Below are 21,285 nucleotides of genomic sequence, written 5' to 3' on the forward strand. Positions count from 1 at the left end.
GCCTCGGATATGGCATCTTATCCGAGGAGATCGGCGCCACAGGATGCTGTCCGAGTGTCGGGTCGCATGGCAGATTTCAGTAGCGCACGATTCACTTCAGTGTGTCTTCCAGCGCCACGCCGAGGATTTCAGTGATGCCCCTCCGAGGAGCGCGGTCCGCGCAACTAACGGGTCGCGCTCGATCGTCCTCCAGGCATGACGCACCCGAGCCTCACACCGTCCCCGGCTCCGCCTAGATGGCCGCACTGCGGCCACGGCTCCAGTCCTGAAGATCCGATTGGCTGCTGCGGCATCCGCATCGCGGGCCACACTGCATGCTTCGCCCACCTGACCGACACCGACCGCGACACCTACCTGGCCGGCCTGACCTTCGGCGCCGACATCGACCACCGCGGCACCCCGTTCACCGAATCGCGATGGTTGGCCGACCGCAGAGACCAGCTACCCGCGGAGGTCAGGCGTTCCACCACTCGTCAGTGCCGTAGCCGACCTCGAAATGCCACCAACCGTCCTCCTGCCCTGGAGTCAGGAGTGCCTTGATCCCGGCGAAATTCCTGCCGGGCGGCACGGTGAGGGCCACCATGGGGAAGTCATCGCTGAAGACCTCGCCCCCGAGTCCGAATACCGCGAGGCGCTGATGCACCGCCTGGGTGCTGGGTCCCAGGGGGCCAGTAGGGACGGGCACGACGCGAATCGTGCAGTTGCCAGAGGAACTGATCCGCTCGACAGCCCAGTGAAGGCCGTCGGAGTCAATCCGGAACCGCACGACGTCGCCCTTGGCTACTCCGCCCTGAAGGAAGGGGCATTCTGCACGCAGGCCGTGTCGACGCCGAGCCTCGTCGCCCACAGGCCCTCAGTGTCCTGCGGGAACCATCCTTCCCGAGGAACGAAACGGAACCAGATCTTGACCTTCTCGACCGCGCTCTCCACGCCGTCATCCCGCGCCAACCGCCCCCAGTGCTTTGCACCGGGCCTGAGCTGCTCGATCCGTCTTCGACAGCACGAGCTATGTAGTCGTCAAAAGCTGTCCACGGCCGCGCGGTGTTCGGAGGCTCACCCCAGGGGATTTGACGGCATAGCAACGTGAGGTGTCTGGCCAGGAACCCGCCACATGCGGTGGCTGCCGGAGGACGCCCCTTCGGGGCCGTCACGCGGCCCCGCGAGCGGGAGACTGACCTTGACTGTGCACATCGACCCCGTCGGCGGCGCCCTCATGGTGGTGGCGTGCGTCGTGGGGTACTTCGTCTACAAGCACACTCGCCAAGGGCCGCTCGGCAAGGGCGACATTGTCGGGGCAATCGTCTGCAGCACCGCGGTACTGGCGGCGCTGGTGCTCATCCTCGGGGGCGACCACTCCGAGGCCAGCTGCCCGAACCGGGGCGGAGCGGAGTCCCCTCAACGTCGTTGAGTCCCGCTTCCAGCGCTGGTCACCAGGGCGCCGGCCCCTCCGCGTCGCCCTAAGCGGCACACCTGTGCGTCGGTCTTCTCGCAGTCCGCTGAGCCACGTTGGCCCGGACCGCGTGCCGCTGCTGATCCTCGCCGCGAACCGTGTCACCGGCTCCCCCTTGCCGCTTACGGTCTGAGCCAACGGTAGAAGGGGCAGGTCCTGAACATCCACGAATTCCGTTAAGCGTTTCTGAACGGCTCGACTGTTCGGCAACGAGCCGCATCTGTACTGCTGCTGACGTGCGGCGTCGGGGGTTTTACGAGGTCGTACGGATCACTAGGCATTCAGGGAGCAATGCCGGTCTTCTTGAGCCATGGCTGACATCGACACCACCTCGCAGATTCCCGAGCCCGAACTGCCCCGCCCCGCTGACGAACCGGCGCCGGCCTCTGATGGCGACCGGCACCGGGTGCTCGACCTCGTTGTCCTGGTCGCCCTGCTGGGGCTGTGCGCGGGGGTGTACCTCGCGGTCGGGGATGCTGGCTTCCCCGTGTTCGTGCCGCGCGAGGGACTGCGGCCTCTGCGCGCTTCGGACTCGGCGGGCTGAACGACGACGGCGCGGGCCGTCCGATACGGGATGCGGCCGCGGGGGGGGGCTACTTGGATTCGACTCGTCCTACCGGGTCGGGGCCCGTTGTCATTGCCTCGCAGGCGGTCTGCCATGTGGGGGCGCCGGGGTGGAGCTGGGTGTGGAGGTAGGCCGCGGTGAGTCGGGCGAGGGCGGCGGCTCGCTCGGGGTTCTCGTCGGTGGTCTCGGCGGCGTCGTATCCGGCGATCCCGCCGAGTCCGTGCTCCGCGTCGAACAGGGTGAGCAGGGTCTTGGGGCCGGGGGCGAGGGTGTATGGGTCGGCGTGCCAGTCCGGCCCCATGTCCGTGAAGTGCCGGGAGTCGTCCTTGTCACCGGCGACGACCAGCGCGGGTGCGGTCATGGTGGAGAAGTCGACGGCCCCGATGATCGGCCACTGCTCAGCCATGGGCCCGTTGAGGACGTCGCCGCCCCTGCCGGGCGCGGCGAGCAGTACGCCCGTCTTGATCCGGGGCTCGACGAGGTGCACCACGTTCCCGGTGTCGGGGTCGGTGAGCCCGGCGCCGAGCAGCAGGGCTGCGGTGAAGCCGCCGAGCGAGTGTCCGGCGAGGGCGACCTTGGTGTGGTCGATCCGCCCGGCGAGCTGCGGCACGGCGTTCTCGATCACGTGGAGCCGGTCGAGGATGTGTGTCATGTCCTCGGCGCGGGAGCGCCAGAAGTCGGGTGCGCCTGGGGCGTCGGCGACCAGGTGGCTCAGTGTCCTGGAGGTGAGGTGGGTGGGCTGGACGACGACGAATCCGTGCGCCGCCCAGACGTTGGCGAGCGGCGCGTAGCCGTTGAGCGAGGAGAGGTTGTTCGAGGGGCCATGGCCGTGGGAGAGGAGGATGACGGGGAGGCTGGTTCCGGTCGCGGGTGCGGAGACGCGCACCTGGAGGTCCACGGGACGTCCCGGCACGGACAGGACTACGGGGCTGAAGGACAGGACCGGGACAGGTGCGCCCAAGGCGTCGGCGCTGGTGGCGGTGGATGTGCTCACGTTGTGGGTTCCCTTTCGGTGGCGCCTGCCGCCTGCCGGTCTCGTGCGACCGGCGGGCGGTCAAGGCGGTCAGGAGCGTCCCGTTTCGGCTACCCTGAAACGGAACACTGCTCCATTTACTATCCGGAGCAGCGTTCCGTTTTGTCAAGCGGTATCGAAGGAGAACGTGATGCCCACCGAGCGCCCCGCCGGGGAGCCGCCGTCCCGAAGCAAGCGGGCCGACGCCCAGCGCAACCGCCAGGCGGTGCTCACCGCCGCCGCGGAGGTCTTCGTCACCTCCGGCGTCGACGCACCCATCCGCCAGATCGCGGCCCAGGCAGGTGTCGGGATGGCCACGATCTACCGCCACTTCCCGACCCGGGCGGATCTCGTCACCGCCGTCTACCGCCACCAGATCGAGGCATGCGCCGAGGCCGGCCCGAATCTGCTGGCCAGTGCCGGCTCACCGCTCGACGCGCTGCGCCAGTGGATCGACCTCTTCGTCGACTTCCTGGTCACCAAGCACGGACTCGCCGACGCCCTGCAGTCCGACAGCGACCGCTTCGCCGCGCTGCACGCCTACTTCCTCGACCGCCTGCTGCCCGTCTGCGCCCAACTGCTCGACGCCGCGGTCGAGGCCGGTGACATCAGGCCCGGCACGCAGCCCTACGAGCTGATGCGTGGCATCGGCAACCTCTGCATCGGACGCGACAACGACCCCCGATACGACCCCCGACGCCTGATCGCTCTCCTCCTCCAGGGACTCCAGCGACCGTAGACGTCCTGATACCGACGAGCGACATCGCGACATGGCCCTTTTGCGACTTCCACGCAATCTGAGCGGCCGCCTCTCGACCCGCCGGAGACACCGGCAAGCAACAGTGCCCCTGAGCTGGTGCTGTCAACTTCTCATCAACATCGAACACGGCATCATCAGGACGCTGCTCAACGTCGTGAACATCCGCTGTCGTAACTCGGGTTCTGGCTCAACCTCCGTGCAGCGGCCATACTCCGTCACGCTCCTGTGTCACTGAGGATTGATCCTTGTCAGCGGAGTTTGATCACCGCAAGTTCGTGCCACAGGAGGTTGGTTGAGCGATACGGGTGCGGAGACGTGCACTCCTCAAACCGAGAGCGCCGGTTCCTGCCAGTCCGGGGCATGCGCGCACGCAGCGGCCAACTCGTCCATAGAGTCCAGAGACACGTGCATCCGTCGCGCACCAGCTCATGACTTGGTCGGCCAGGCCGTGTTCGACGGTGATGCGGTCGGACGAGTGCCAGTGGCCGCCGAGTGGGCGTGGACGTCGGGCAATGCGATAGCTCGTCCTCCATTTCCTCATCGCTGGCGCAGGTCCCGATTCTCCAGTACTCGAACTCGGCAACGAACCCAGGGCTGTTCAGCGTCCCAGGTTGCGTTCAGTCGGCGAGAAGTGCGGACAACTGCGGTGAGTACGTCGAGTGCAGTACGAGGGCGGCACCGCCCACCACGGCGGCGTCCGTGCCGAGGGGGGACGCCTTGACCTCGACGACCCGGATGCTGCGGGACAGTGGTCTGGTTGCCAGCGCTGAGGCGACGACGTTGACGTACCGCGACTCCACGTGCTGGATGCCGTGACCGCCGAGAACGATGAGATCCACGTCGAGGAAGTTGACGATGCTGACGGCGACCGAGGCGACGCGTTCCGCGGCCTCGTCGATGACAGCGGCGGCGACAGGGTCGCCGGCCGCGGCGGCGAGCCGGATCGCGGCATGGTCGACCGAAGCCGGATCTCGGTCGAACGCTTGCGACAGCTCACTCTCGTCTCGATGCCGGTCGGCAAGTCGGCGATGCACCTCGGCCACGATCGCCGGGGGATTGACGAGCCGCTCCAGGCAGCCGCGGTTGCCGCAGTAACATTCCGGCCCGTCGGGCAGCACGGACGAGTGGCCGAATTCTCCGGCGTTCAGCGAACCGCCCCTGAATACCTGGTGGTTGAGGATCAAGCCACCACCGATGCCGGTGCCGAAGAAGAAGTACGCGAAGTTCGCCACGCCCTTGCCTGCGCCGGACCAGCGTTCGCCGACTGCGGCGGCGGTGGCGTCGTTGTCCAGCGTCACCGGCAGTCCGGTGGCATCGCTCAGCATGCTTTGCATGGGCACCCGGGTCCAGTGCGCGAGCTGAGGCGGAGTGACGATCATGCCGAGCTCCTGGTCGATCGGTCCGGGGGTGGCGAGGCCCAGGCCGAGTACCTTGTCGCGCGGGACGTCCGCTTCGCCCAGCACTTCGGCGACCAGCTCCGCCATGGCCGTCACCACATGGGCCGGGTCGATGCCGGGCGGGGTGGGGCGCTTCTTGACGACCAGGGGGCGTCCGCGCAGGTCGACCACGGAGCAGGTCAGTTCGATCGGGTCGAAGTGCAGTCCGACCGCACTGCCCGCCTCTGCGTTGAGCCGCAGCGTGGTGCGGGGCTTTCCGCCGCTGGCGATCCGGCTGGCCCCGTCCTCCCGGACGATGCCCTCGTCCAGCAGGCGGCGCACGATGCCGGAGACCGTCTGGGGGGTGAGTCCGGTCTGCTGGGCGATCTCAACCCGGCTGATGCCGTCGGTCAGCTGGATCTGGTCCAGGACCACCGCTCGGTTGTACCGCCCCACTTTGGGGAGGTTCGTTCCTGCCTGCCGCACGTACTGGTCCTCTCTGGTTTTCCCCGGATACATACTGCCAGGCCGTTGACTTAGTAAAACAAATGGATTTAGTGTCCCGGCACGCAGTCGTAGCACCCCGGACACGGGGCACCGCGCAGTGCCATCGGAGGCAAGCTGATGTCCACGAAACCCCGCATCCCTGAACGCTCGGCCCCGAGTGCTCGGCGTGGCCTGAGCAGTGCGGAGGCCTGCCCATGACCGAGGCCCCGAACCTGCTGGAGATGCGGTCGATCACCAAGACCTTCCCCGGCGTCAAAGCGCTCGCCGATGTCAACCTGGTCGTCCGCGAGGGCGAGATCCACGCGATCTGCGGGGAGAACGGTGCCGGCAAGTCCACCCTCATGAAGGTGTTGAGCGGCGTTCACCCGCACGGCAGCTACTCGGGCGAGATCGTCTACCGCGGCGAGCAGATGCGGTTCCATGACATCCGGGCCAGTGAACGGGCCGGGATCGTCATCATCCACCAGGAGCTTGCCCTGGTGCCGGGCATGTCGATCGCCGAGAACATCTTCCTCGGCAACGAACCCCGCAGGCGGGGCGGGATCGACTGGAAGGCCTCCCAGAGCCGGGCGCTGGAGCTGATGGCCCAGGTCGGGCTCCGGGAGGATCCCGACAGGCTGGTCAAGGACATCGGCGTCGGCAAGCAGCAACTCGTGGAGATCGCCAAGGCGTTCGCGAAGGACGTGAAGCTGCTCATCCTCGACGAGCCGACCGCGGCTCTCAACGAGGACGACTCCCGGCACCTGCTCGATCTGCTGCGCGGCTTCCGGGAGCGGGGCATCACCTCGATCATCATCTCGCACAAGCTCAACGAGATCGAGGCGATCGCCGACAGCATCACGATCCTGCGCGACGGCCGCACCATCGAGACTCTCGACGTCAAGGCGGACGGCGTCAACGAGGACCGCATCGTGCGTGGCATGGTCGGCCGCGAGCTCAGCAGTCGGTTTCCCGACCACACGCCCGACATCGGCGAGGTCTTCTTCGAGGTCCGTGACTGGACGGTGCAGCACCCGAGTTCCGACCAACGGCTGGTGTGCAAGGGGTCGACCTTCCATGTCCGGCGCGGCGAGATCGTCGGTTTCGCCGGCCTCATGGGCGCTGGGCGCACGGAACTCGCGATGAGTCTGTTCGGGCGCTCCTACGGCACCTACCTGTCCGGCCGAGTCTTCAAGGACGGCGAGGAGATCCAACTGAAGTCGGTGGCGGACGCCATCCGCCACGGCCTCGCCTACGTCAGCGAGGACCGCAAGTCCATCGGCCTCAACTTGCTGGACGACATCAAGACCTCGATGGTGGCCGCCAAACTGTCGAAGATCGCCAGGCGCGGGGTCATCGATCCGGTGCGTCAGTACCGCATCGCCGAAGAATACCGCGCGAGCTTGAGGATCAAGACGCCCAGCGTCGACGAGGGCGTCGTCAAGCTCTCCGGCGGAAACCAGCAGAAGGTCGTCCTGGCGAAGTGGATGTTCACCGACCCGGACCTGCTGATCCTCGACGAGCCGACCCGCGGCATCGACGTGGGTGCCAAGTACGAGATCTACGGGATCATCCAGCGGCTCGTGGGCCAGGGGAAGGGCGTCATCGTCATCTCCTCGGAACTTCCCGAACTCATCGGGCTGTGCGACCGCATCTACACGGCGTTCGAAGGCACCATCACTGGCGAAGTCCCGCGCCGCGACGCCGACCCCGAAGTGCTGATGAAGCAGATGACCGCGATGAAGAAGAGCCCGACCTCATGAGCCGAATCAAAGACCTGCAGAAGAACCTCTTCGGAGGCACGACCTCCAACGCCCGCCAGTTCGGCATGATCTTCACCCTTGTGGCGATCGTCCTGCTGTTCCAGATCTGGACCGGCGGGCTGACCCTGACCTCCGGCAACCTCATCGCGGTCGTCAGCCAGTACTCCTACATCCTGATTCTCGCCATCGGCATGCTCATGGTGATCGTCGCCGGGCACATCGATCTCTCGGTCGGCTCGGTCGCGGCGTTCACCGGCATCGTGGTCGCCAAGGCGATGGAGGCGCACTCGCTCCCGTGGCCCCTCGGCATCGCACTCGGCCTCCTCGTCGGTGCGTTGATCGGCGCTTGGCAGGGCTTCTGGGTCGCCTACGTGGGCGTGCCGGCGTTCATCGTCACCCTGGCCGGGATGATGCTGTTCCGCGGCGGCAACCAGTACATCGGCAACGCCGACACGGTGCCGGTCCCCGAGAACTTCCGCGAGATCGGAGCGGGTTTCCTGCCCGAGGTCGGGCCGGACACCGGATACAACAACCTGACCCTGCTGCTCGGATTGGCGGCCTGCGCGGGCGTGGCGTGGCGCGAGTGGAAGGCGCAGCAGACCCGCCGCGAAATGCACGCCGACGTGGCTCCACTGTGGATCACGGGCATCCGCCTCACGGTGATGCTGGGAGTGATCGTCTTCGCGACGCTGCGCTTCGCGGGCGGCCGCATCGGCACCAGCCTGCCGATCTCCGGCATCATCCTGATCGTCCTGGTGCTCGTGTACTCGTACTACACCCGCAACACCATCGGCGGCCGGCACATCTACGCCGTCGGCGGCAACGCCCGCGCGGCGGAGCTTTCCGGCGTGAAACTGAGGCGGGTCAACTTCGTCGTCATGATGAACATGTCCGTACTGGCTGCCCTGGCCGGCATGATCTTCGTGGCGCGGTCCGCGGCATCCGGCCCGCAGGATGGCCTGAGCTGGGAACTCGACGCCATCGCGGCAGTCTTCATCGGTGGCGCGGCGGTTTCCGGCGGGCTCGGCACCATCAGCGGCTCGATCGTCGGGGGCCTGGTCATGGCGCTGCTCAACAACGGCCTGCAGTTGGAAGGCGTCGGCTCCGACATGGTCCAGATCATCAAGGGGTTGGTCCTCCTCTTCGCCGTCGCGTTCGACGTCTACAACAAGCGCCAGGGCCGCTTCTCGATCATCGGGTCGCTGATGCGCCCCTTCCAACGGGAGGAACCGGTCGGAACGGCGAACCCTGCTTCCGACTCCGACTCCGACTCCGACTCCGACAAAACGCTGGTCGCAGGCTGACCGCACCACCTACTCGCGGGCCGGCGCCCGCGGAACACCACTCCCGGCAACAGCAACCTGCACGAAGGGCTCAACTCACCATGCGCACATTCATCACCAGAGGCATCGCCGCGGTCGGCGCCGCCACATTGCTCATCATGGGCACGGCTTGCTCCAACGAACGCGAAGGCTCCACCGGTACCGGCAGCAGCGACGCCAAGGGCTTCGCACAGGACTCCCTCGTCGGTGTCGCGCTGCCGGCGAAGACCTCGGAGAACTGGGTGCTCGCCGGCGACCTGTTCACCAACGGCCTCAAGGAGGCGGGCTTCAAGGCCGACGTGCAGTACGCGGGTGCCTCGACCACCGTCGCGGACCAGCAGTCGCAGATCTCCGCCATGGTCACCAAGGGGGCCAAGGTGATCGTCGTCGGCGCGACCGACGCCTCGCAGCTCGCCACACAGGTGGCACAGGCCAAGCAGGCCGGCGCGACGGTCATCGCCTACGACCGTCTCATCACCAACACGCCCGACGTCGACTACTACATCGCGTTCGACAACTTCAAGGTCGGCCAGCTGCAGGGGCAGGCTCTCCTCGACGGTATGAAGGCCAAGAAGCCGAAGGGCCCGTGGACGATCGAGCTGTTCTCCGGCTCGCCGGACGACAACAACTCGAAGGTCTTCTTCGACGGCGCGATGGATGTCCTCAAGCCTTTGATCGACAAGGGTGACATCGTTGTCGGATCCGGTCAGAAGGACATCAAGCAGACCGCGATCCAGGGCTGGAAGGCCGAGAACGCCCAGCAGCGCATGGACTCCCTGCTGACCTCGACCTACAGCGGCGCCAAGAAGCTCGACGGCGTTCTGTCGCCGAACGACACCCTCGCCCGCGCGATCCTCACCTCGGTGAAAGGCGCCGGCAAGCCGGTCCCGGTCGTCACCGGTCAGGACTCCGAAGTCGAGTCGGTGAAGTCGATCATGGCTGGCGTGCAGTACTCCACCATCAACAAGGACACGCGAAAGCTCGTCGCCGAGACCATCAACATGGTCAAGTCCCTGCAGAAGGGCGACAAGCCGCAGATCAACGACACCAAGTCGTACAGCAACGGCTCCAAGGTCGTCCCTGCTTACCTCCTCCCGCCGGTCATCGTGACCAAGGAGAACGCGGCCGAGGCCTATGCCAACGACCCCAAGCTGTCCCCGCTCACCAAGTAACCCAGTGACCCGCTACGTCGCGCGCCCCGGGGCGCGCGACGTAGCGGGATGGCACGTGGTCAGGCCTGCAGGAAGTCCCGAGAGATGGAATGGATGGTCTCGTGTACGGAGCACTCGACATCGGTGGTACCAAGATCGCCGGTGGGCTCGTCGACACCGACGGCCACCTGGTGGCCCGGTCGCAGTGCGCCACGCCAGCCCACGGCACGGCCGAGGAGATGATGGCCGCGGTCGCGGCGGTCCTGGACGACCTGGCCGATCACCCAGGGTGGAAGTCGCTCTCCTGCCTGGGCATCGGCAGCGCGGGCCCGGTCGACACCGTGGCCGGGACGGTCAGCCCGGTCAATATTCCGGCCTGGCGCGCCTTCCCACTGGCCGACCGGGTACGCGCGCATCCCCGCGTCCCACGCGGCGTCGAGCCCGTTGTTGTGGGAGACGCGGTCGCGATGGCCGCAGGTGAGCACTGGACGGGCGCCGCCAAAGGAGTGGACAACGCCCTGGGCATCGTGGTCTCCACCGGCATCGGCGGCGGCTTGATCCTCAACGGGGCGTTGTATGCCGGGCTGTCGGGCAACGCCGGGCACATCGGCCACATCACTGTCGACCACACCGGAGGGCCCGAGTGCCCGTGCGGGGCGCGCGGCTGTGTGGAGCGGTTCGCCAGCGGCACCGCCATCGCCGCCCATGCTGTGGAATCCGGCTGGGTGCCGCCCGCCGGTGTCGAACCGACGGCCGCAGCGGTTGCGGACGCCGCCCGCACCGGGGATCCGCGAGCCGCTGCGGCGTATGACCGTGCCGGACGAGCCCTTGCCGCCGCGATCGCCGCCACAGCGGCCCTCGTTGAACTCGACCTCGTCGTCGTCGGCGGTGGCGTCGCCCAGGCCGGCACCACACTGCTCGCGCCCCTGCGGCGCCACCTCGCCGATTACGCCGCCCTCGACTTCAGCCGCAACCTGCCCGTCGTGCCCGCCAAGCTCGCGACGGACGCCGGACTCATCGGAGCGGCCGCCGTAGCCGGACGGTCGCACTCGGCGCGGAATGCCCCGGCTGCCCGTTGTCCACCCGTAACGTGCTGGAGTCGGCAGCGGCTGAGCGGGCCGGTCAGGACCTCGACCACCGTCTCGCGCGCGACGACATCCCTTACCTTCAGCCCGCTGCCGAAGGAACATTCTGGGTATCCGGGCCCCTCCGTACGGAGCGGTTGCCGGCGGCCCGATGTCGACGTATGTGCAGCTGCCCGATCACAGCGCCAGTTGGCGGTACGGGCGCACTGCCTGGGGCTGCGAGGCTGTCCGCCAGCTCGCCCGCGAGGGCGTCCGCAGAAGGTCGAGCGGGTGGATCAGCTGGTGCGCTGACCCCGGCCGCGTCCTCTAGCCGTGTCGCTATGCAAATGCCGGGGACGTGATCGACGGGCGGTTCGAGCTGATCGAGCGGCTCGGCAGCGGAGGCATGGGCGCGGTGTGGCGGGCTCGCGACCGTGCTCCACCGCGACTGCGTCAGAGATTTGCTGGTTGGTGTGGGCCGACGAGATCCTCCACAAGGTCGCCGCCTACTGCCAACGAATCTCTGACTCACGTCACCAGGAGCTGTCCCCCCGATCAGGCCCTGGCGGGCCGGGCGCGGACCTGTAGGCTCCGCGCCCGTGGACGACATACGACAGACAACCATCGCCTTCAGCGGAATCCTGACGCGGGAGGAGTTCGACGAGGCCGTCGCAGCGACCGAATGGTTCCGTCGCCTGCGGTGGCTCATCGTCGTGGCCGCGGTCCTGATGGCGGCGCTGAGCCTGAGGCCCTCCGCTCACGGCGGCCCGGTCAACGCCGGCCTGCTGATGCTCGCTCTGGTCTACGGTGTGCTCGGCCTGTTCCTGCCCCCGCTGCTCGCCGGCCGCATGTTCCGCGCCGATCAGGCCACGGGGGAGAAGCAGGCCGTCGTCGACGACGCCGGCTTCGTCGTCTCCCGCGGCTCCGAGGAGCTCATGCGGGTGCCGTGGCACACCATGTACCGCTCCTACGAGACGGAGCGGGTCTACGTCGTGACCGGCCGCCTCGGCTGGAAGACCATCCTGCTGATCGTGCCCAAGCGGCTGCTCACCGGGTCAGGCGAGACCGAGCTGATGGGCGTTCTGCTGGAGACCCGGGTCCGCCGCTCCAAGAGCCGCCGGACACAAGGCCGCTAGCTAGAGGCTTCCCCGAGCCCCGCTCTCCCCGTGTCGACGGGCGCTTGCGTGTCCTCCAGTCAAGCTGGACCCACGACTCTTCGTCACTCTGACTGCTATCTGCGTAACAGGACTGGCCCTAGAGGCCCTTCCCGGCCGGCGCGCAGAGGAGGTCGGGGGCGCAGTGCCGCCAGTGACAGTGGCTCGGAAAGGGCGAGAAGGCGAGAGCCTGCGAAGATTATGGGCCGCGATCACGCTCATGACTCGACGCCTCACCCGCCGACCGAGGCTGTCAGCCGCCCGGGACCAGCTCGCACAAGCCGCCTGGACAGGGAAGACTTCACCCCGGTCCCGGTCCCGGTCTCGACCCACTTGGCGCCCTGTATCCGGTCCTCGCCTGTCAGTGGCCCAGTTCAGATTCCCCGCCGGCGGTCACCTGACGGGGAGATATCTGGCTGTGCGCCCTGTCACCTTCCGTGACCACAAGGTCGGGATCATGCTGGCGCCTGTGTCCGACGAGGCGGTGGCCGCCAGCACACACGGAAGCGGCCTGACCGGGTCCGTGGCAACGCGTGCACCAGGCCGCGGAGCCTTTGTCACCGCAGTTGGCCGAATGCCTGGTCGGCGTCCGCCACGGCCTCGGGGTGGACGTCGCGGGCGGTTCGACCGTCGGCGATCTTCTGCCAGTTGGCCCGGGCGAGCACCCGTTGAACCGCGAGTACCTGGGCGGCTCGCAGGTGTCCCTTGATGCCTTCGCCGAGGGCGTCCGCCAGCGCCTCCTCGTCCTCGAGCTGGTACCGCGTGAGTCGTCCCGCCAGGCTCGGTGTGGTGAACACCAGCCGATGGAACGCCACTACCTCATGATGGTCGTTGAGGCCGGTGACGGGGTCGTACCGATCGAGGCCGGCCCGGAAGTGCCGGTGAAGCGCAGTCACAGGCTTGATGCCGGACCTGCGGTCACGCACGACGCGTGCAGCCTCGCCCTGGTGGTCCGTGAATCGGTGGAGCACCAGGTCTTCCTTGGTGGGGAAGTACCGGAAGAGGGTCGGCTTGGAGATCTCGGCCGCCGCGGCGATGTCATTGACCGAGACGCGGTCGAAGCCGCGCTCCAGGAACAGCGAGACGGCCGCGTCGGCGATGGCGTCGCGCGTCCGCTCCTTCTTGCGGGCCCGCAGTCCCGTCGGTTCATTCATCTGACCACCGTAACATTCATGACCGAGTTGCTTTTTTAACCGAGTAACGTTTTCATGGGCGGCATGAATCAGACAGACATTCCTCCCGTGCTCGTAACCGGGGCGACGGGCCGGGTCGGCCGCGTCGTCATAGACCAACTCCTCGACGCGGGGGTGCCGGTCCGCGCCCTCACCCATCGCTCCCAGGCGGCGGGGACGCTGCCGGCGAAGGTCGAGGTCTTCACCGGCGACCTCACCGTGCCCGAATCGCTTGACCCGGCATTGAATGGCGCCGGTGCGGTCTTCCTCGTCTGGACCGCACCGCCTCAGACCGCCGCGGCAGTCGTCGAGCGGCTGGCGGCCCATGTGCGGCGGGTCGTGTTCCTCTCCTCCCCGCACCAGACACCGCACCCCTTCTTCCAGCAGCCCAATCCCATGGCGGTAATGCACGCTGACATCGAGCGGCTCATCGCGGCCACCGGACTCGAGTCGACGATCATCCGGCCGGGGATGCTCGCGTCGAACTCGCTGGCCTGGTGGGCGCCCGCGATCCGCGCCGGCGAGGTCGTCCGGTGGCCTTACGGCGCTGCCGAGACGGCACCGGTCGACGACCGCGACGTCGCAGCTGTCGCGGCGCGGACGCTCTATCAGGACGGATATGTCGGAGGCGACTACGTCCTTACGGGCCCCGAGTCGCTGACGCAGGCCGCGCAGGTGGGCGCCATCGGTGACGCCCTGGGGCGCCGGATGGCATTCGAGGAGATGACGCCGGACGAGTTCCGGAGCCTGTCAGAGGGCACGGCTCCCAGCTCGGTCGTCGACATGCTGCTCGCCGCGTGGAGCACGGCAATCGGACAGCCTGCGTACGTCACCACCGCGGTGGCCGACATCCTCGGGACGGCGCCGCGAACGTTTCGCCAGTGGGCCGCCGACCACACCACCTCGTTCACGGAGGGTTCGTAACCTCGTCGACCGCGACCTGCGCCCCCGGGTGCAACCCTCAGTCCGCCGTCGTCAAAGCAGCAGTGTCACGCCGTGACCTCTTGATTCAGCAAGCACGTCACATCCGCTGTGATTCCGGCCAGATGGGACGTTCCCTGGCGTCCGCAGCGCGATCGAGTACCGCCACCACGCCAGCGGCGTCGAGAACGACAATCAAGTCAAGGTCGCAGCGCGGATCCTCGAGGAGATCGAGCAGGCGCAGCGCGCTCGGCTCAACCGCCCCCGTATGCGTCAAGATCGACCAGAACGGACTGAGACACGGCGCCGTCGGCATGCTCAAGGCCTGGGCCGAGAAAGGCCGCCACCAGGCGCAGATCGTCGGCGTCATGGTGAATCACCCGGCCACGACGACCCGGGCGCCGTCATGCGGCCCTTCAAGAAGCGCGACGAGATGTGGCTTGCCACCCGCGCACTCGACCTCGTGGCGTGCAGCCGCCAGCTACGCGGGAGGCGCGAAAGGGGTCCCGCCGGACGTAGAGTGACCGTCCCGCAGCGCCCACGGTGGCGGGACAGGAGCCCAATCCGCTCCGCGGTGAGCCAGCCACCATCGTCCGATGGCGTGGAATTTCTCCTCGAACCCACGATCCCAGCAGAGGACCCCGGTAATGGGCGCCCGCAGGCGGGTGCGGCGACCAGTGGCCTCGTAGATCACGACGGCCCGCACCCCCATGGAAGACTCGGTGTGGACGCCTTGCACATCGGACCATGGGATGGTCCGCCGGCGCAGATTGTGCACGACGGCTGCCGACGGCGTGAGGGTTACCCCATGGCGCGGAAACACGATCATCGCCAACAGCGGCATGGCGATCCACACCCAAAACGGGTTGGCAGGCCCAGCACTGAACGGCTCGCCTCGCATCCAGTCGTTGACCTCGATGACCTCGATAACGAAACCGAGGACAGCAAAGGGCAGAAAGGGCAGCGCGCGCTGGAAGCGGCTCAGCCCGTACCGGACGCGCTCCGGCGGCGAGGCCTCGGCACGTGCTCGCATCACCAATCCCCACCCCCACCGCACCGTGCAGCCGCGGCTGCACGTGATCGCCGATGCAGCATGTCGGAGCAGAGCCGTGCTGTCCAGATCCCCCGCGCACCGTGCCCGCTGCGTGCCAGAGAAGGGTCAGGTTGTGCGCGTTGGTCTCCATGCGCACCTCGTGGAAGTCGATCCCGAGGGCCTCCGACCAGCGTCGGGTGGCCTCCGACTCGGGGAGGAGCCTGGCTCCCGGGTAAAGGCGGTGCCACTTCACACCCCAGACGTATCCGTCGAGGTCGACACCGGTTTCGTGGTCGATGAGCCGGTCGTCCAAAGAGACCCGCCAGGTATGCGCCCGCGGGATCGATCGCCATGCAGTCGCGCCGGGCCGCGCTCGGAGCCGATCAGCGTCAGAGCTGACTTCCCACATGAGGAGCTGCTCGACGGCTGGAGGCCCACGCCACTGCATTTCCGCACGGTCGGCTCACACGGACGATCTACACGACATGGTTCCGGCCTTGGGATTGGTAGGCGTCGTTGATCGTGTCGTCGGTGTTCGGCTGCCCGCTGTCGTGGAAGGGGGCGAGTGTCAGGGGCTGTGGTCGCGTCCGTCCTGTGGGGCGAAGGCTGTGAGGGCGTCGGCGTCGGTCGCGCGAGCGCGCAGGAAGTAGTCGGCCCATTCGGTGATTTCGGGGTAGGACGAGTTCTGGCTGAGCTGGGTGGCTGCGGCCTGGGGCCGTTCAGCGTGTGTGGTCGCCGGGTGCGTAGTTCTTCCAGGGGGCTCCGGCTTCGGTGGCGATGCGGGTGGTGCTCTTGTCGTGGTAGCCCAGTGCCTGGGCGATGACGGGCGCCGAGGCCTGGAGAACGAGCTCTAGACGCGGCGCTGAAGGTCAATCGGTGCCTCTGGCGCATCACCTGCGGAGACGCGAACGCGCGCGAACGCTTCGAGGAGGCACAGGGGACATACCTGCGGTGCCTGGGGCGGTTCGTCGAAGCGGCACGCGCGGCGATGGAGGCCTCCTGAAGCTAGGGCGCGGCTGTGCACCCGCGAGGCACGGTGATCGCACTGAGGACATCTGCCAGGCGGGTCCATTGCGCCCGACGCACGACCACCTCACGGCTCGGGAAGCGGTCTCCACCGCGGCGTGCTCCTCAGCGACTTGGCCCGTTTCCTCTCCGCTAGGAACAGCGGCCCTTGAGCCTGTCCTTCGTACCGGCAGGCAGGGAGGGGTGATGGGCGTGGTGCTGGCGGTCATGCGGGACATCATGCCGGGCCCCCTTCCGCACCGGCGAACCAGTCGGAGCCCCTCCACTTGGGCGCCCGCAAAACGAGGCTTCGGCTGACCCACTGTGCACAGCCGTCTCAGGAACTCCCCGATCTGTGCACTCGCTCCTGTCCGGTGCACGTCAATGGTGCACACCCGAAGGGCCATGAGCCGAGGATGGTGCACCCCTGCAGTAGCCCGGCCTCTGCATCACACATACCGTGATGCCCGTTCCGCAAAAGCCCAGGGCGTGCGACCGGCTGCAGCCGACGTGACGAAAGCGGGACGTCCGGCCAGCCTTTTGGCCCGTGACCGTCGATCCTTCTTGCAGGGCGTCTTCGCAGCCGTGGCGGCGGGCACGATCACGGTAGGTGCCGCACAGGCGGTCTGGAACAGGCTCTCAGGAGACCTCGCCCAGGCTGCGGTGAAGGGGGCCGATCAGTGGAGCAATAGTGGGGCTTGTGGTGGCCATCATTTACGTTGCCGCAGGCATGCCGTATCGATCTGCATGGCTACCCTTCACGGCGACGCGCTGGTATCTGACGCTCAAATGCGGATTGCCCCGTGACCTGATGGGCTTCCTCTCCGACGTTCATGAGCGGCGGGGGGTGCTGCGGCAAGTCGCTGGCCTGTACCAGTTCCGCCACGTCGACCTCCAGCGGCGCTTGGCCGGTGAACCGGCCCACGATACCCGCCAGAACTCCCCGGACATGGGCAACGAGGACCCCCAGCCAGGCGTGTAACCGAGATACGCCAGAGGGGCAACGCGTTGATCTTGAAGCCCTGAGAGGCACACGAGCGGGCGATCGCCGCGACGTTCGCGTGGCTGGAGGACGCGGTCGCGGAAATCCGGTGGGGGAGCGGCGGCCGCCACCGCGCGAAGGCCCCAGCCCTGGTGGTGGCTCGCTTCCGGCAATTAGAGAACCGCGACGGCTTCCCCCTCCTGCATGATCACTGCGTATCCTCCGACCGGACAACTCGATGACGTCCCACGGGCGGACCCCGAAGCCGTCATGAACCTCGTCATCGAGCGCATGGCCCCGCAGGACCTGAAGCGACTCGTCTTCCTAATCCTCAACCGGAATGAGTCCAAGAAGAAGACTCACTCCACTCCCTGACCCTGTCCTGCCGAGCGGCCCGGCCCACACCGGGCCGTCGACATATCGGGCGTCAAGCGTGTTGCCGCCGCGGACCGGCCGCTCACCGTTCCGTCGGCGCGGCGAGACGTTCGCTGGCTCGCGACCGGCGGAGGCGATGTCATCACCTCACCGAAGCACCCGCGGGGGACGAGCAGATGAAGGGCATCGGGACTTCCTTTGAGAAGTGGTCCGGGTCCTTCCTGATCAGCGCTTCAACATCGGCGATGCGCCGTTGGACGTCGCGGTCCCTGAAGAGCACTTGGGGGAGCAGCGTCTTGGAGTTGATGACAGCACTGAGTACTTGCGCCTTCGCCACCTGGGCAGTCATCAAGTTCGCCCCCGTCAGGTTCGCTGACTCGAGATTGGCTCCCCTGAGGTTCGACAGATGGAAACTTGTCCCGCGCAGATCCGCCCCGCGGAGCTGTGCGTGGGCCAGATCTACAGCCTCGAGACGGGCGGATCTCAGAGCAGCGAGGCCGAGATCTGCATTCGCCAACGTCGCTCCGGAGATGAAGACACCGGTCAGGTCGGCATCGAATAGGCGGGCGTCCTTGAGTTTCGTACCGATCAGAGTCGCTTCGGTCAGGTCTGCGCCCCGCATGTTTGCCTTGCTCAGGTTTGTGCCCTGGAGTGTCGCCTCATGCATCAACACGCCGGTGAGGTCGGCGCCGGTCAGGTCTGCTCCACGGAAGTTCACGAGCTCAAGGTTGGCGCACCGGCCTGGCTTGCCCAGCAGACTCGTGTTCAGATCTACACCAGCAAGATGGGTCTGGCGCAGATCAAGCGTGAAGTCGCCGTCCAGGCGCGGGTTACGGTTCACCAGCACCTTGAGCGCGGCAAGCGCATCAGCCGGCACTTCCCTGCTGCTCCCGTTCGACGGCCTGATCGTATGAGCCCGCACATAGGAGGCCAGGACATTGGCGATGGTGGGCTGGTCACGGCGGGAGTCCTGCATGATGCGCTGCAGGGCGTATACGCCGCCCAAGCGCACGTCCACTGCCTCGTTGCCAAGGTTCTCCACGGCCGCGGTGTACCGGTCCGTGATCTGGCCCTCCTCACTCACCCGCAACTCGTCGCGGCTGACTTTCAACATGTCACGGTTGACCTTCAGCTCATCGCGCACCTGGGCGTTGGAGTACAGCAGGGTGGCGACTGTCACGACGGAGGCGGTCAGAACCGAGGCGAGCTCGATCCAACGTGTCCAACCGCGTCCTTCGACCCGCTCTGTCGCGTCCTCGGCCTGAGGCGATGACGCGCCGCGCGGCTCGCGAGTCATCGCTGCCGCTACGGACTCCGCATCCCGCTGCCTGGGTATTGGCGAGCTGACAGTGCCACGGCCGGTAGGGGGCGTCGGCACAGCCCCGGCTCGTGCTGTCCGACTAGCCCTCCGGTGTAACTGCTGCCTGCGTCTGTAGGACATGCAGCATTTGACCCCGCTTGCACCTCCAGGCGCAGCCATTCCGGAATGGACAGAGGTTCCCCCTGCTCGTCACTCACTCCCGGGGGCTGAGAAGCAACCGGACCGGGCACGCCTGGCTGTGTCACTTTCCGCGGATGTCGTTTCGCGGTGACTTCGGGAGTCGTTTCGCGGCGGCAGGCAAGATCAATGTCAGTGACTCTTGATGTCACTCCCGCCCGGATAGAGGCGAGGCTGGCAAGGCGCCTTGAGCGTTGCGAGGCAAAGCCCCTGCAGCACCGCCCCGCTGCCCGAGGCTCGGCTGTCAGTGCTGGGTGGAAGACTGCCCGGCATGATCGAACCAAACCCAAAGGCGGACCTTCTCCGCTATCTGCAAGACGCTCGTGAGGCTCTGTTGTGGAAGCTGGATGGGCTCTCGGAATACGATGTCCGCCGTCCTCTGACGCCCACCGGCACCAACCTGTTGGGGCTGGTCAAGCACATCGCTGGCGTGGAGCTGGGGTACTTCGGCGACACGTTCGGGCGGCCGTTCTTCGATGAGGAGCCACCGCCCTGGTGGTATACGAAGGACGCCGAACCCAACGCTGACATGTGGGCCACTGCGGACGAGTCACGCGAAGAGATCGTCGGGCTGTACCGTCAGGCGTGGGAACATTCGAGCAACACATTCGCGATTCTGTCGCTTGAAACGATCGGTCACGTCCCCTGGTGGCCGGAGGACCGACGAGAGACGACACTGCACCACGTCCTGGTGCGCGTGATCGCCGATACCAATCGGCATGCTGGCCACGCCGATATCGTGCGAGAACTCATCGACGGGATGGTCGGAATGTTGAAGGGCAACGACAACATGCCACCGGGTGATGGGGCATGGTGGGAGACCCACCGGCGCCGAGTGGAGCGCGTGGCGCGAGAAGCGGGTAACGACTGATCCCGCCCTGCTGCGGCTGGCCACTCCAGCTTTGGGGTGGGCTGGTTGCAGGGCGGCCCGATCCCGTGTGGCGCCTTCACCTGGCTTCGGCCCGTCGGCCTGGGCTTTGGTGCGGGCGAGGCGATAGGACTCGGTGCCGGTCTGGATGATGGCGCCGCCGACAAGATCCTCGCGTTCCTCGACAGCCTGTAATGCCGCTGCCCGCAGCCGCCGTCGTAGGAAATGCGACACTCAAGGCGTGGTGACACCCAGAGAGTTGCGTGAGGCATGCCCGGCGGGCGAGGGTCCATACGCCTGCCCCTGCTGCAAGCTCCCGACCCTGGAAGCCCGCGTCGAGTGGGAGATCTGCCACGAATGCGGCTGGGAAGACGATGGTCAGGACGACTTGAACGCCGACGAAGTATGGCGCGGTCCCAACGGATCGGACAGCCTCACCGATGCACGCCTCCGCTACGCGCAGTATGTCGCCGCCGCCAGAGCAGGAGACTCAAGATCGGTGGCAAACGGCGGTCAAGGCCGCTGGTTCGAAGCCTGCCTCAGCTACCGCTCCTCCCGACGTCTGCGAGAGAGCTTCGTTGCCTCTCCCGCCCCCGTGGCTATGCCGAACACCGCCGAGCAGACCGACTGTTCAACCAGCGGTGATCTCGCACGCTGATATAGCCCGTCGGCATAGTCCGGTCTCGGCATAGATCCATGCCCCGGCCGTAGCGGGCGATCGTCAGCGGGTGGCAATTCGCCAACAGCATCCTTACGGGAACCGGCCCGGCGGTAAGTGGTGCCGGCCTTTTGGGTCGGCCGACCTGGTCTCACCTCAGGGGAGAGCCGTGACGCGGCGAGGTTCATCCCCATGGGTGAGGTGCAGGGAGGATGGTGGATTTCGCCGCCGCGGGAGGAAATGATCAAGTGCCGGAGTCTGCTCGATCGGGCTGCGGCCGGGGCGTCAGGATCGCGCCGTGGCACCGAAGGAAGGACTGGGACTGATGGCAACAGGCACTGTGAAGTCGTGGGACGCCAACAAGGGGTATGGCTTCATCAGTCAGGACGATGGCGGCGCAGACGTGTTCGTTCACTTCTCAGCCATCCAGACCAACGGATACAGAAGCTTGGAAGAGAATCAGCGGGTTGAGTTCGAGGCCACCCAGGGGGAGAAGGGGCCGCAGGCGGAAATGGTCCGCCCCTTGTAGCCCCTTCCTCGTTCCGCCCGCGCTCTCCACTGGAACAGAGCGCAGTCCCGGATTCGCCAACAGCATCCCATAAGGGGCCAGCCCTTCGTCGTCCTCCGCTGCTTCGCCCGCCCTACTGCCAGGTGGTGCGCCCGCACACGT

20 protein-coding genes and 3 pseudogenes are annotated in these 21,285 nt (G+C 66.9%); 15 read left to right on the top strand and 8 right to left on the bottom strand.

Annotation, left to right across the window (positions count from 1 at the left end):
• Positions 1–454: 454 nt before the first annotated feature.
• Positions 455–948: pseudogene (locus OHA61_RS39465) on the bottom strand (DUF4265 domain-containing protein).
• 229 nt (positions 949–1,177) lie between these two features.
• On the opposite strand from OHA61_RS39465, the gene OHA61_RS39470 reads away from it, so the two are divergent.
• Both OHA61_RS39470 and OHA61_RS39475 read left to right on the top strand, forming a co-directional pair.
• Entirely contained in the window at positions 1,178–1,408 is a 231-nt protein-coding gene (locus OHA61_RS39470; RefSeq protein ID WP_406307194.1) for a hypothetical protein, read from the top strand.
• A 352-nt stretch (positions 1,409–1,760) separates the two neighbouring features.
• Positions 1,761–1,994 carry a hypothetical protein gene (locus tag OHA61_RS39475; RefSeq protein ID WP_406307195.1) on the top strand — a complete coding sequence of 78 codons (234 nt, stop codon included), beginning with the start codon at positions 1,761–1,763 and terminating at the stop codon, positions 1,992–1,994.
• A 49-nt stretch (positions 1,995–2,043) separates the two neighbouring features.
• Here OHA61_RS39475 and OHA61_RS39480 read toward each other — a convergent pair whose 3' ends face one another.
• Positions 2,044–3,009, bottom strand: coding sequence for an alpha/beta hydrolase family protein (locus tag OHA61_RS39480; RefSeq protein WP_406307196.1), 966 nt, complete (start codon positions 3,007–3,009; stop codon positions 2,044–2,046).
• 169 nt (positions 3,010–3,178) lie between these two features.
• Here OHA61_RS39480 and OHA61_RS39485 point away from each other — a divergent pair, with 169 nt between their 5' ends.
• Positions 3,179–3,766, top strand: coding sequence for a TetR/AcrR family transcriptional regulator (locus tag OHA61_RS39485; protein WP_406307197.1), 588 nt, complete (start codon positions 3,179–3,181; stop codon positions 3,764–3,766).
• 638 nt (positions 3,767–4,404) lie between these two features.
• On the opposite strand, the gene OHA61_RS39490 is transcribed toward OHA61_RS39485, so the two are convergent.
• Positions 4,405–5,649, bottom strand: coding sequence for an ROK family transcriptional regulator (locus tag OHA61_RS39490; RefSeq protein ID WP_406307198.1), 1,245 nt, complete (start codon positions 5,647–5,649; stop codon positions 4,405–4,407).
• A 215-nt stretch (positions 5,650–5,864) separates the two neighbouring features.
• Here OHA61_RS39490 and mmsA point away from each other — a divergent pair, with 215 nt between their 5' ends.
• The 5 genes and pseudogenes from mmsA to OHA61_RS39515 all read left to right on the top strand — a co-directional run bounded on the left by mmsA (position 5,865) and on the right by OHA61_RS39515 (position 12,085).
• The gene (gene mmsA / locus OHA61_RS39495; protein WP_406307200.1) at positions 5,865–7,412 is read left to right on the top strand and encodes a multiple monosaccharide ABC transporter ATP-binding protein; all 1,548 of its coding nucleotides are present in this window, start codon (positions 5,865–5,867) and stop codon (positions 7,410–7,412) included.
• Positions 7,409–8,716, top strand: a complete 1,308-nt coding sequence (gene mmsB, locus OHA61_RS39500; RefSeq protein WP_406307201.1) for a multiple monosaccharide ABC transporter permease — start codon at positions 7,409–7,411, stop codon at positions 8,714–8,716. The genes mmsA and mmsB overlap by 4 nt, the downstream gene beginning before the upstream one ends.
• 80 nt (positions 8,717–8,796) lie before the next feature.
• Positions 8,797–9,906 (top strand): substrate-binding domain-containing protein, encoded by a 1,110-nt coding sequence (locus OHA61_RS39505; protein ID WP_406307202.1) that lies wholly within the window; start codon positions 8,797–8,799, stop codon positions 9,904–9,906.
• A gap of 89 nt (positions 9,907–9,995) precedes the next feature.
• Positions 9,996–10,931: pseudogene (locus tag OHA61_RS39510) on the top strand (ROK family protein); the annotation flags it as partial.
• A gap of 617 nt (positions 10,932–11,548) precedes the next feature.
• Positions 11,549–12,085 carry a YcxB family protein gene (locus OHA61_RS39515; protein WP_406307203.1) on the top strand — a complete coding sequence of 179 codons (537 nt, stop codon included), beginning with the start codon at positions 11,549–11,551 and terminating at the stop codon, positions 12,083–12,085.
• A 575-nt stretch (positions 12,086–12,660) separates the two neighbouring features.
• Here the strand turns inward: OHA61_RS39515 and OHA61_RS39520 are convergent.
• A complete protein-coding gene (locus tag OHA61_RS39520) occupies positions 12,661–13,257 on the bottom strand; it encodes a TetR/AcrR family transcriptional regulator (RefSeq protein WP_406307204.1) in 597 nt (198 codons plus the stop codon).
• 63 nt (positions 13,258–13,320) lie between these two features.
• Here OHA61_RS39520 and OHA61_RS39525 point away from each other — a divergent pair, with 63 nt between their 5' ends.
• The gene (locus OHA61_RS39525; RefSeq protein WP_406307205.1) at positions 13,321–14,199 is read left to right on the top strand and encodes an SDR family oxidoreductase; all 879 of its coding nucleotides are present in this window, start codon (positions 13,321–13,323) and stop codon (positions 14,197–14,199) included.
• A 97-nt stretch (positions 14,200–14,296) separates the two neighbouring features.
• Here the strand turns inward: OHA61_RS39525 and OHA61_RS39530 are convergent, their stop codons facing one another.
• The 3 genes and pseudogenes from OHA61_RS39530 to OHA61_RS39540 all read right to left on the bottom strand — a co-directional run.
• Positions 14,297–14,566, bottom strand: a complete 270-nt coding sequence (locus OHA61_RS39530) for a hypothetical protein (protein WP_406307206.1) — start codon at positions 14,564–14,566, stop codon at positions 14,297–14,299.
• 111 nt (positions 14,567–14,677) lie between these two features.
• Positions 14,678–15,229, bottom strand: a complete 552-nt coding sequence (locus tag OHA61_RS39535) for a hypothetical protein (RefSeq protein ID WP_406307207.1) — start codon at positions 15,227–15,229, stop codon at positions 14,678–14,680.
• A gap of 115 nt (positions 15,230–15,344) precedes the next feature.
• Positions 15,345–15,575: pseudogene (locus OHA61_RS39540) on the bottom strand (hypothetical protein); the annotation flags it as partial.
• A gap of 1,359 nt (positions 15,576–16,934) precedes the next feature.
• Here OHA61_RS39540 and OHA61_RS39545 point away from each other — a divergent pair.
• From OHA61_RS39545 to OHA61_RS39555, 3 genes are all read left to right on the top strand, one after another.
• Positions 16,935–17,216 carry a hypothetical protein gene (locus OHA61_RS39545; RefSeq protein WP_406307208.1) on the top strand — a complete coding sequence of 94 codons (282 nt, stop codon included), beginning with the start codon at positions 16,935–16,937 and terminating at the stop codon, positions 17,214–17,216.
• A 104-nt stretch (positions 17,217–17,320) separates the two neighbouring features.
• On the top strand, positions 17,321–17,458 hold the full coding sequence (locus OHA61_RS39550; RefSeq protein ID WP_406307621.1) for a hypothetical protein: 138 nt from the start codon (positions 17,321–17,323) through the stop codon (positions 17,456–17,458).
• On the top strand, positions 17,421–17,591 hold the full coding sequence (locus tag OHA61_RS39555; protein ID WP_406307209.1) for a hypothetical protein: 171 nt from the start codon (positions 17,421–17,423) through the stop codon (positions 17,589–17,591). Before OHA61_RS39550 ends, OHA61_RS39555 begins: the two co-directional genes overlap by 38 nt.
• Before the next feature lie 142 nt (positions 17,592–17,733).
• Here the strand turns inward: OHA61_RS39555 and OHA61_RS39560 are convergent, their stop codons facing one another.
• The gene (locus tag OHA61_RS39560; RefSeq protein ID WP_406307210.1) at positions 17,734–18,888 is read right to left on the bottom strand and encodes a pentapeptide repeat-containing protein; all 1,155 of its coding nucleotides are present in this window, start codon (positions 18,886–18,888) and stop codon (positions 17,734–17,736) included.
• A gap of 472 nt (positions 18,889–19,360) precedes the next feature.
• On the opposite strand from OHA61_RS39560, the gene OHA61_RS39565 reads away from it, so the two are divergent.
• The 3 genes from OHA61_RS39565 (at position 19,361) to OHA61_RS39575 (ending at position 21,144) form a co-directional block, all read left to right on the top strand.
• Positions 19,361–19,960, top strand: coding sequence for a DinB family protein (locus tag OHA61_RS39565; RefSeq protein WP_406307211.1), 600 nt, complete (start codon positions 19,361–19,363; stop codon positions 19,958–19,960).
• Positions 19,961–20,108: 148 nt separating this feature from the next.
• Entirely contained in the window at positions 20,109–20,615 is a 507-nt protein-coding gene (locus OHA61_RS39570) for a CPCC family cysteine-rich protein (RefSeq protein ID WP_406307622.1), read from the top strand.
• 325 nt (positions 20,616–20,940) lie between these two features.
• Positions 20,941–21,144: a cold-shock protein gene (locus OHA61_RS39575; protein WP_406307623.1), complete on the top strand. Its 204-nt coding sequence runs from the start codon at positions 20,941–20,943 to the stop codon at positions 21,142–21,144.
• Positions 21,145–21,285: the final 141 nt, after the last annotated feature.

Origin of the sequence: Streptomyces sp. NBC_00885 (assembly GCF_045207475.1) — a bacterium.
In the GTDB taxonomy this organism is placed as follows: domain Bacteria; phylum Actinomycetota; class Actinomycetes; order Streptomycetales; family Streptomycetaceae; genus Streptomyces.

Bases quoted from the DNA above. Each gene is read 5' to 3' on its own strand.
- OHA61_RS39560 (WP_406307210.1), bottom strand. From the start codon at position 18,888: ATGACTCGCGAGCCGCGCGGCGCGTCATCGCCTCAGGCCGAGGACGCG.
- OHA61_RS39570 (WP_406307622.1), top strand. From the start codon at position 20,109: ATGGCGCCGCCGACAAGATCCTCGCGTTCCTCGACAGCCTGTAATGCC.
- OHA61_RS39475 (WP_406307195.1), top strand. From the start codon at position 1,761: ATGGCTGACATCGACACCACCTCGCAGATTCCCGAGCCCGAACTGCCC.
- OHA61_RS39575 (WP_406307623.1), top strand. From the start codon at position 20,941: ATGGCAACAGGCACTGTGAAGTCGTGGGACGCCAACAAGGGGTATGGC.
- OHA61_RS39535 (WP_406307207.1), bottom strand. From the start codon at position 15,229: ATGCGAGCACGTGCCGAGGCCTCGCCGCCGGAGCGCGTCCGGTACGGG.
- OHA61_RS39555 (WP_406307209.1), top strand. From the start codon at position 17,421: ATGATCACTGCGTATCCTCCGACCGGACAACTCGATGACGTCCCACGG.
- OHA61_RS39485 (WP_406307197.1), top strand. From the start codon at position 3,179: ATGCCCACCGAGCGCCCCGCCGGGGAGCCGCCGTCCCGAAGCAAGCGG.
- OHA61_RS39505 (WP_406307202.1), top strand. From the start codon at position 8,797: ATGCGCACATTCATCACCAGAGGCATCGCCGCGGTCGGCGCCGCCACA.
- mmsB (WP_406307201.1), top strand. From the start codon at position 7,409: ATGAGCCGAATCAAAGACCTGCAGAAGAACCTCTTCGGAGGCACGACC.
- OHA61_RS39525 (WP_406307205.1), top strand. From the start codon at position 13,321: ATGAATCAGACAGACATTCCTCCCGTGCTCGTAACCGGGGCGACGGGC.
- OHA61_RS39565 (WP_406307211.1), top strand. From the start codon at position 19,361: ATGATCGAACCAAACCCAAAGGCGGACCTTCTCCGCTATCTGCAAGAC.
- OHA61_RS39520 (WP_406307204.1), bottom strand. From the start codon at position 13,257: ATGAATGAACCGACGGGACTGCGGGCCCGCAAGAAGGAGCGGACGCGC.
- OHA61_RS39530 (WP_406307206.1), bottom strand. From the start codon at position 14,566: ATGACGCCGACGATCTGCGCCTGGTGGCGGCCTTTCTCGGCCCAGGCC.
- mmsA (WP_406307200.1), top strand. From the start codon at position 5,865: ATGACCGAGGCCCCGAACCTGCTGGAGATGCGGTCGATCACCAAGACC.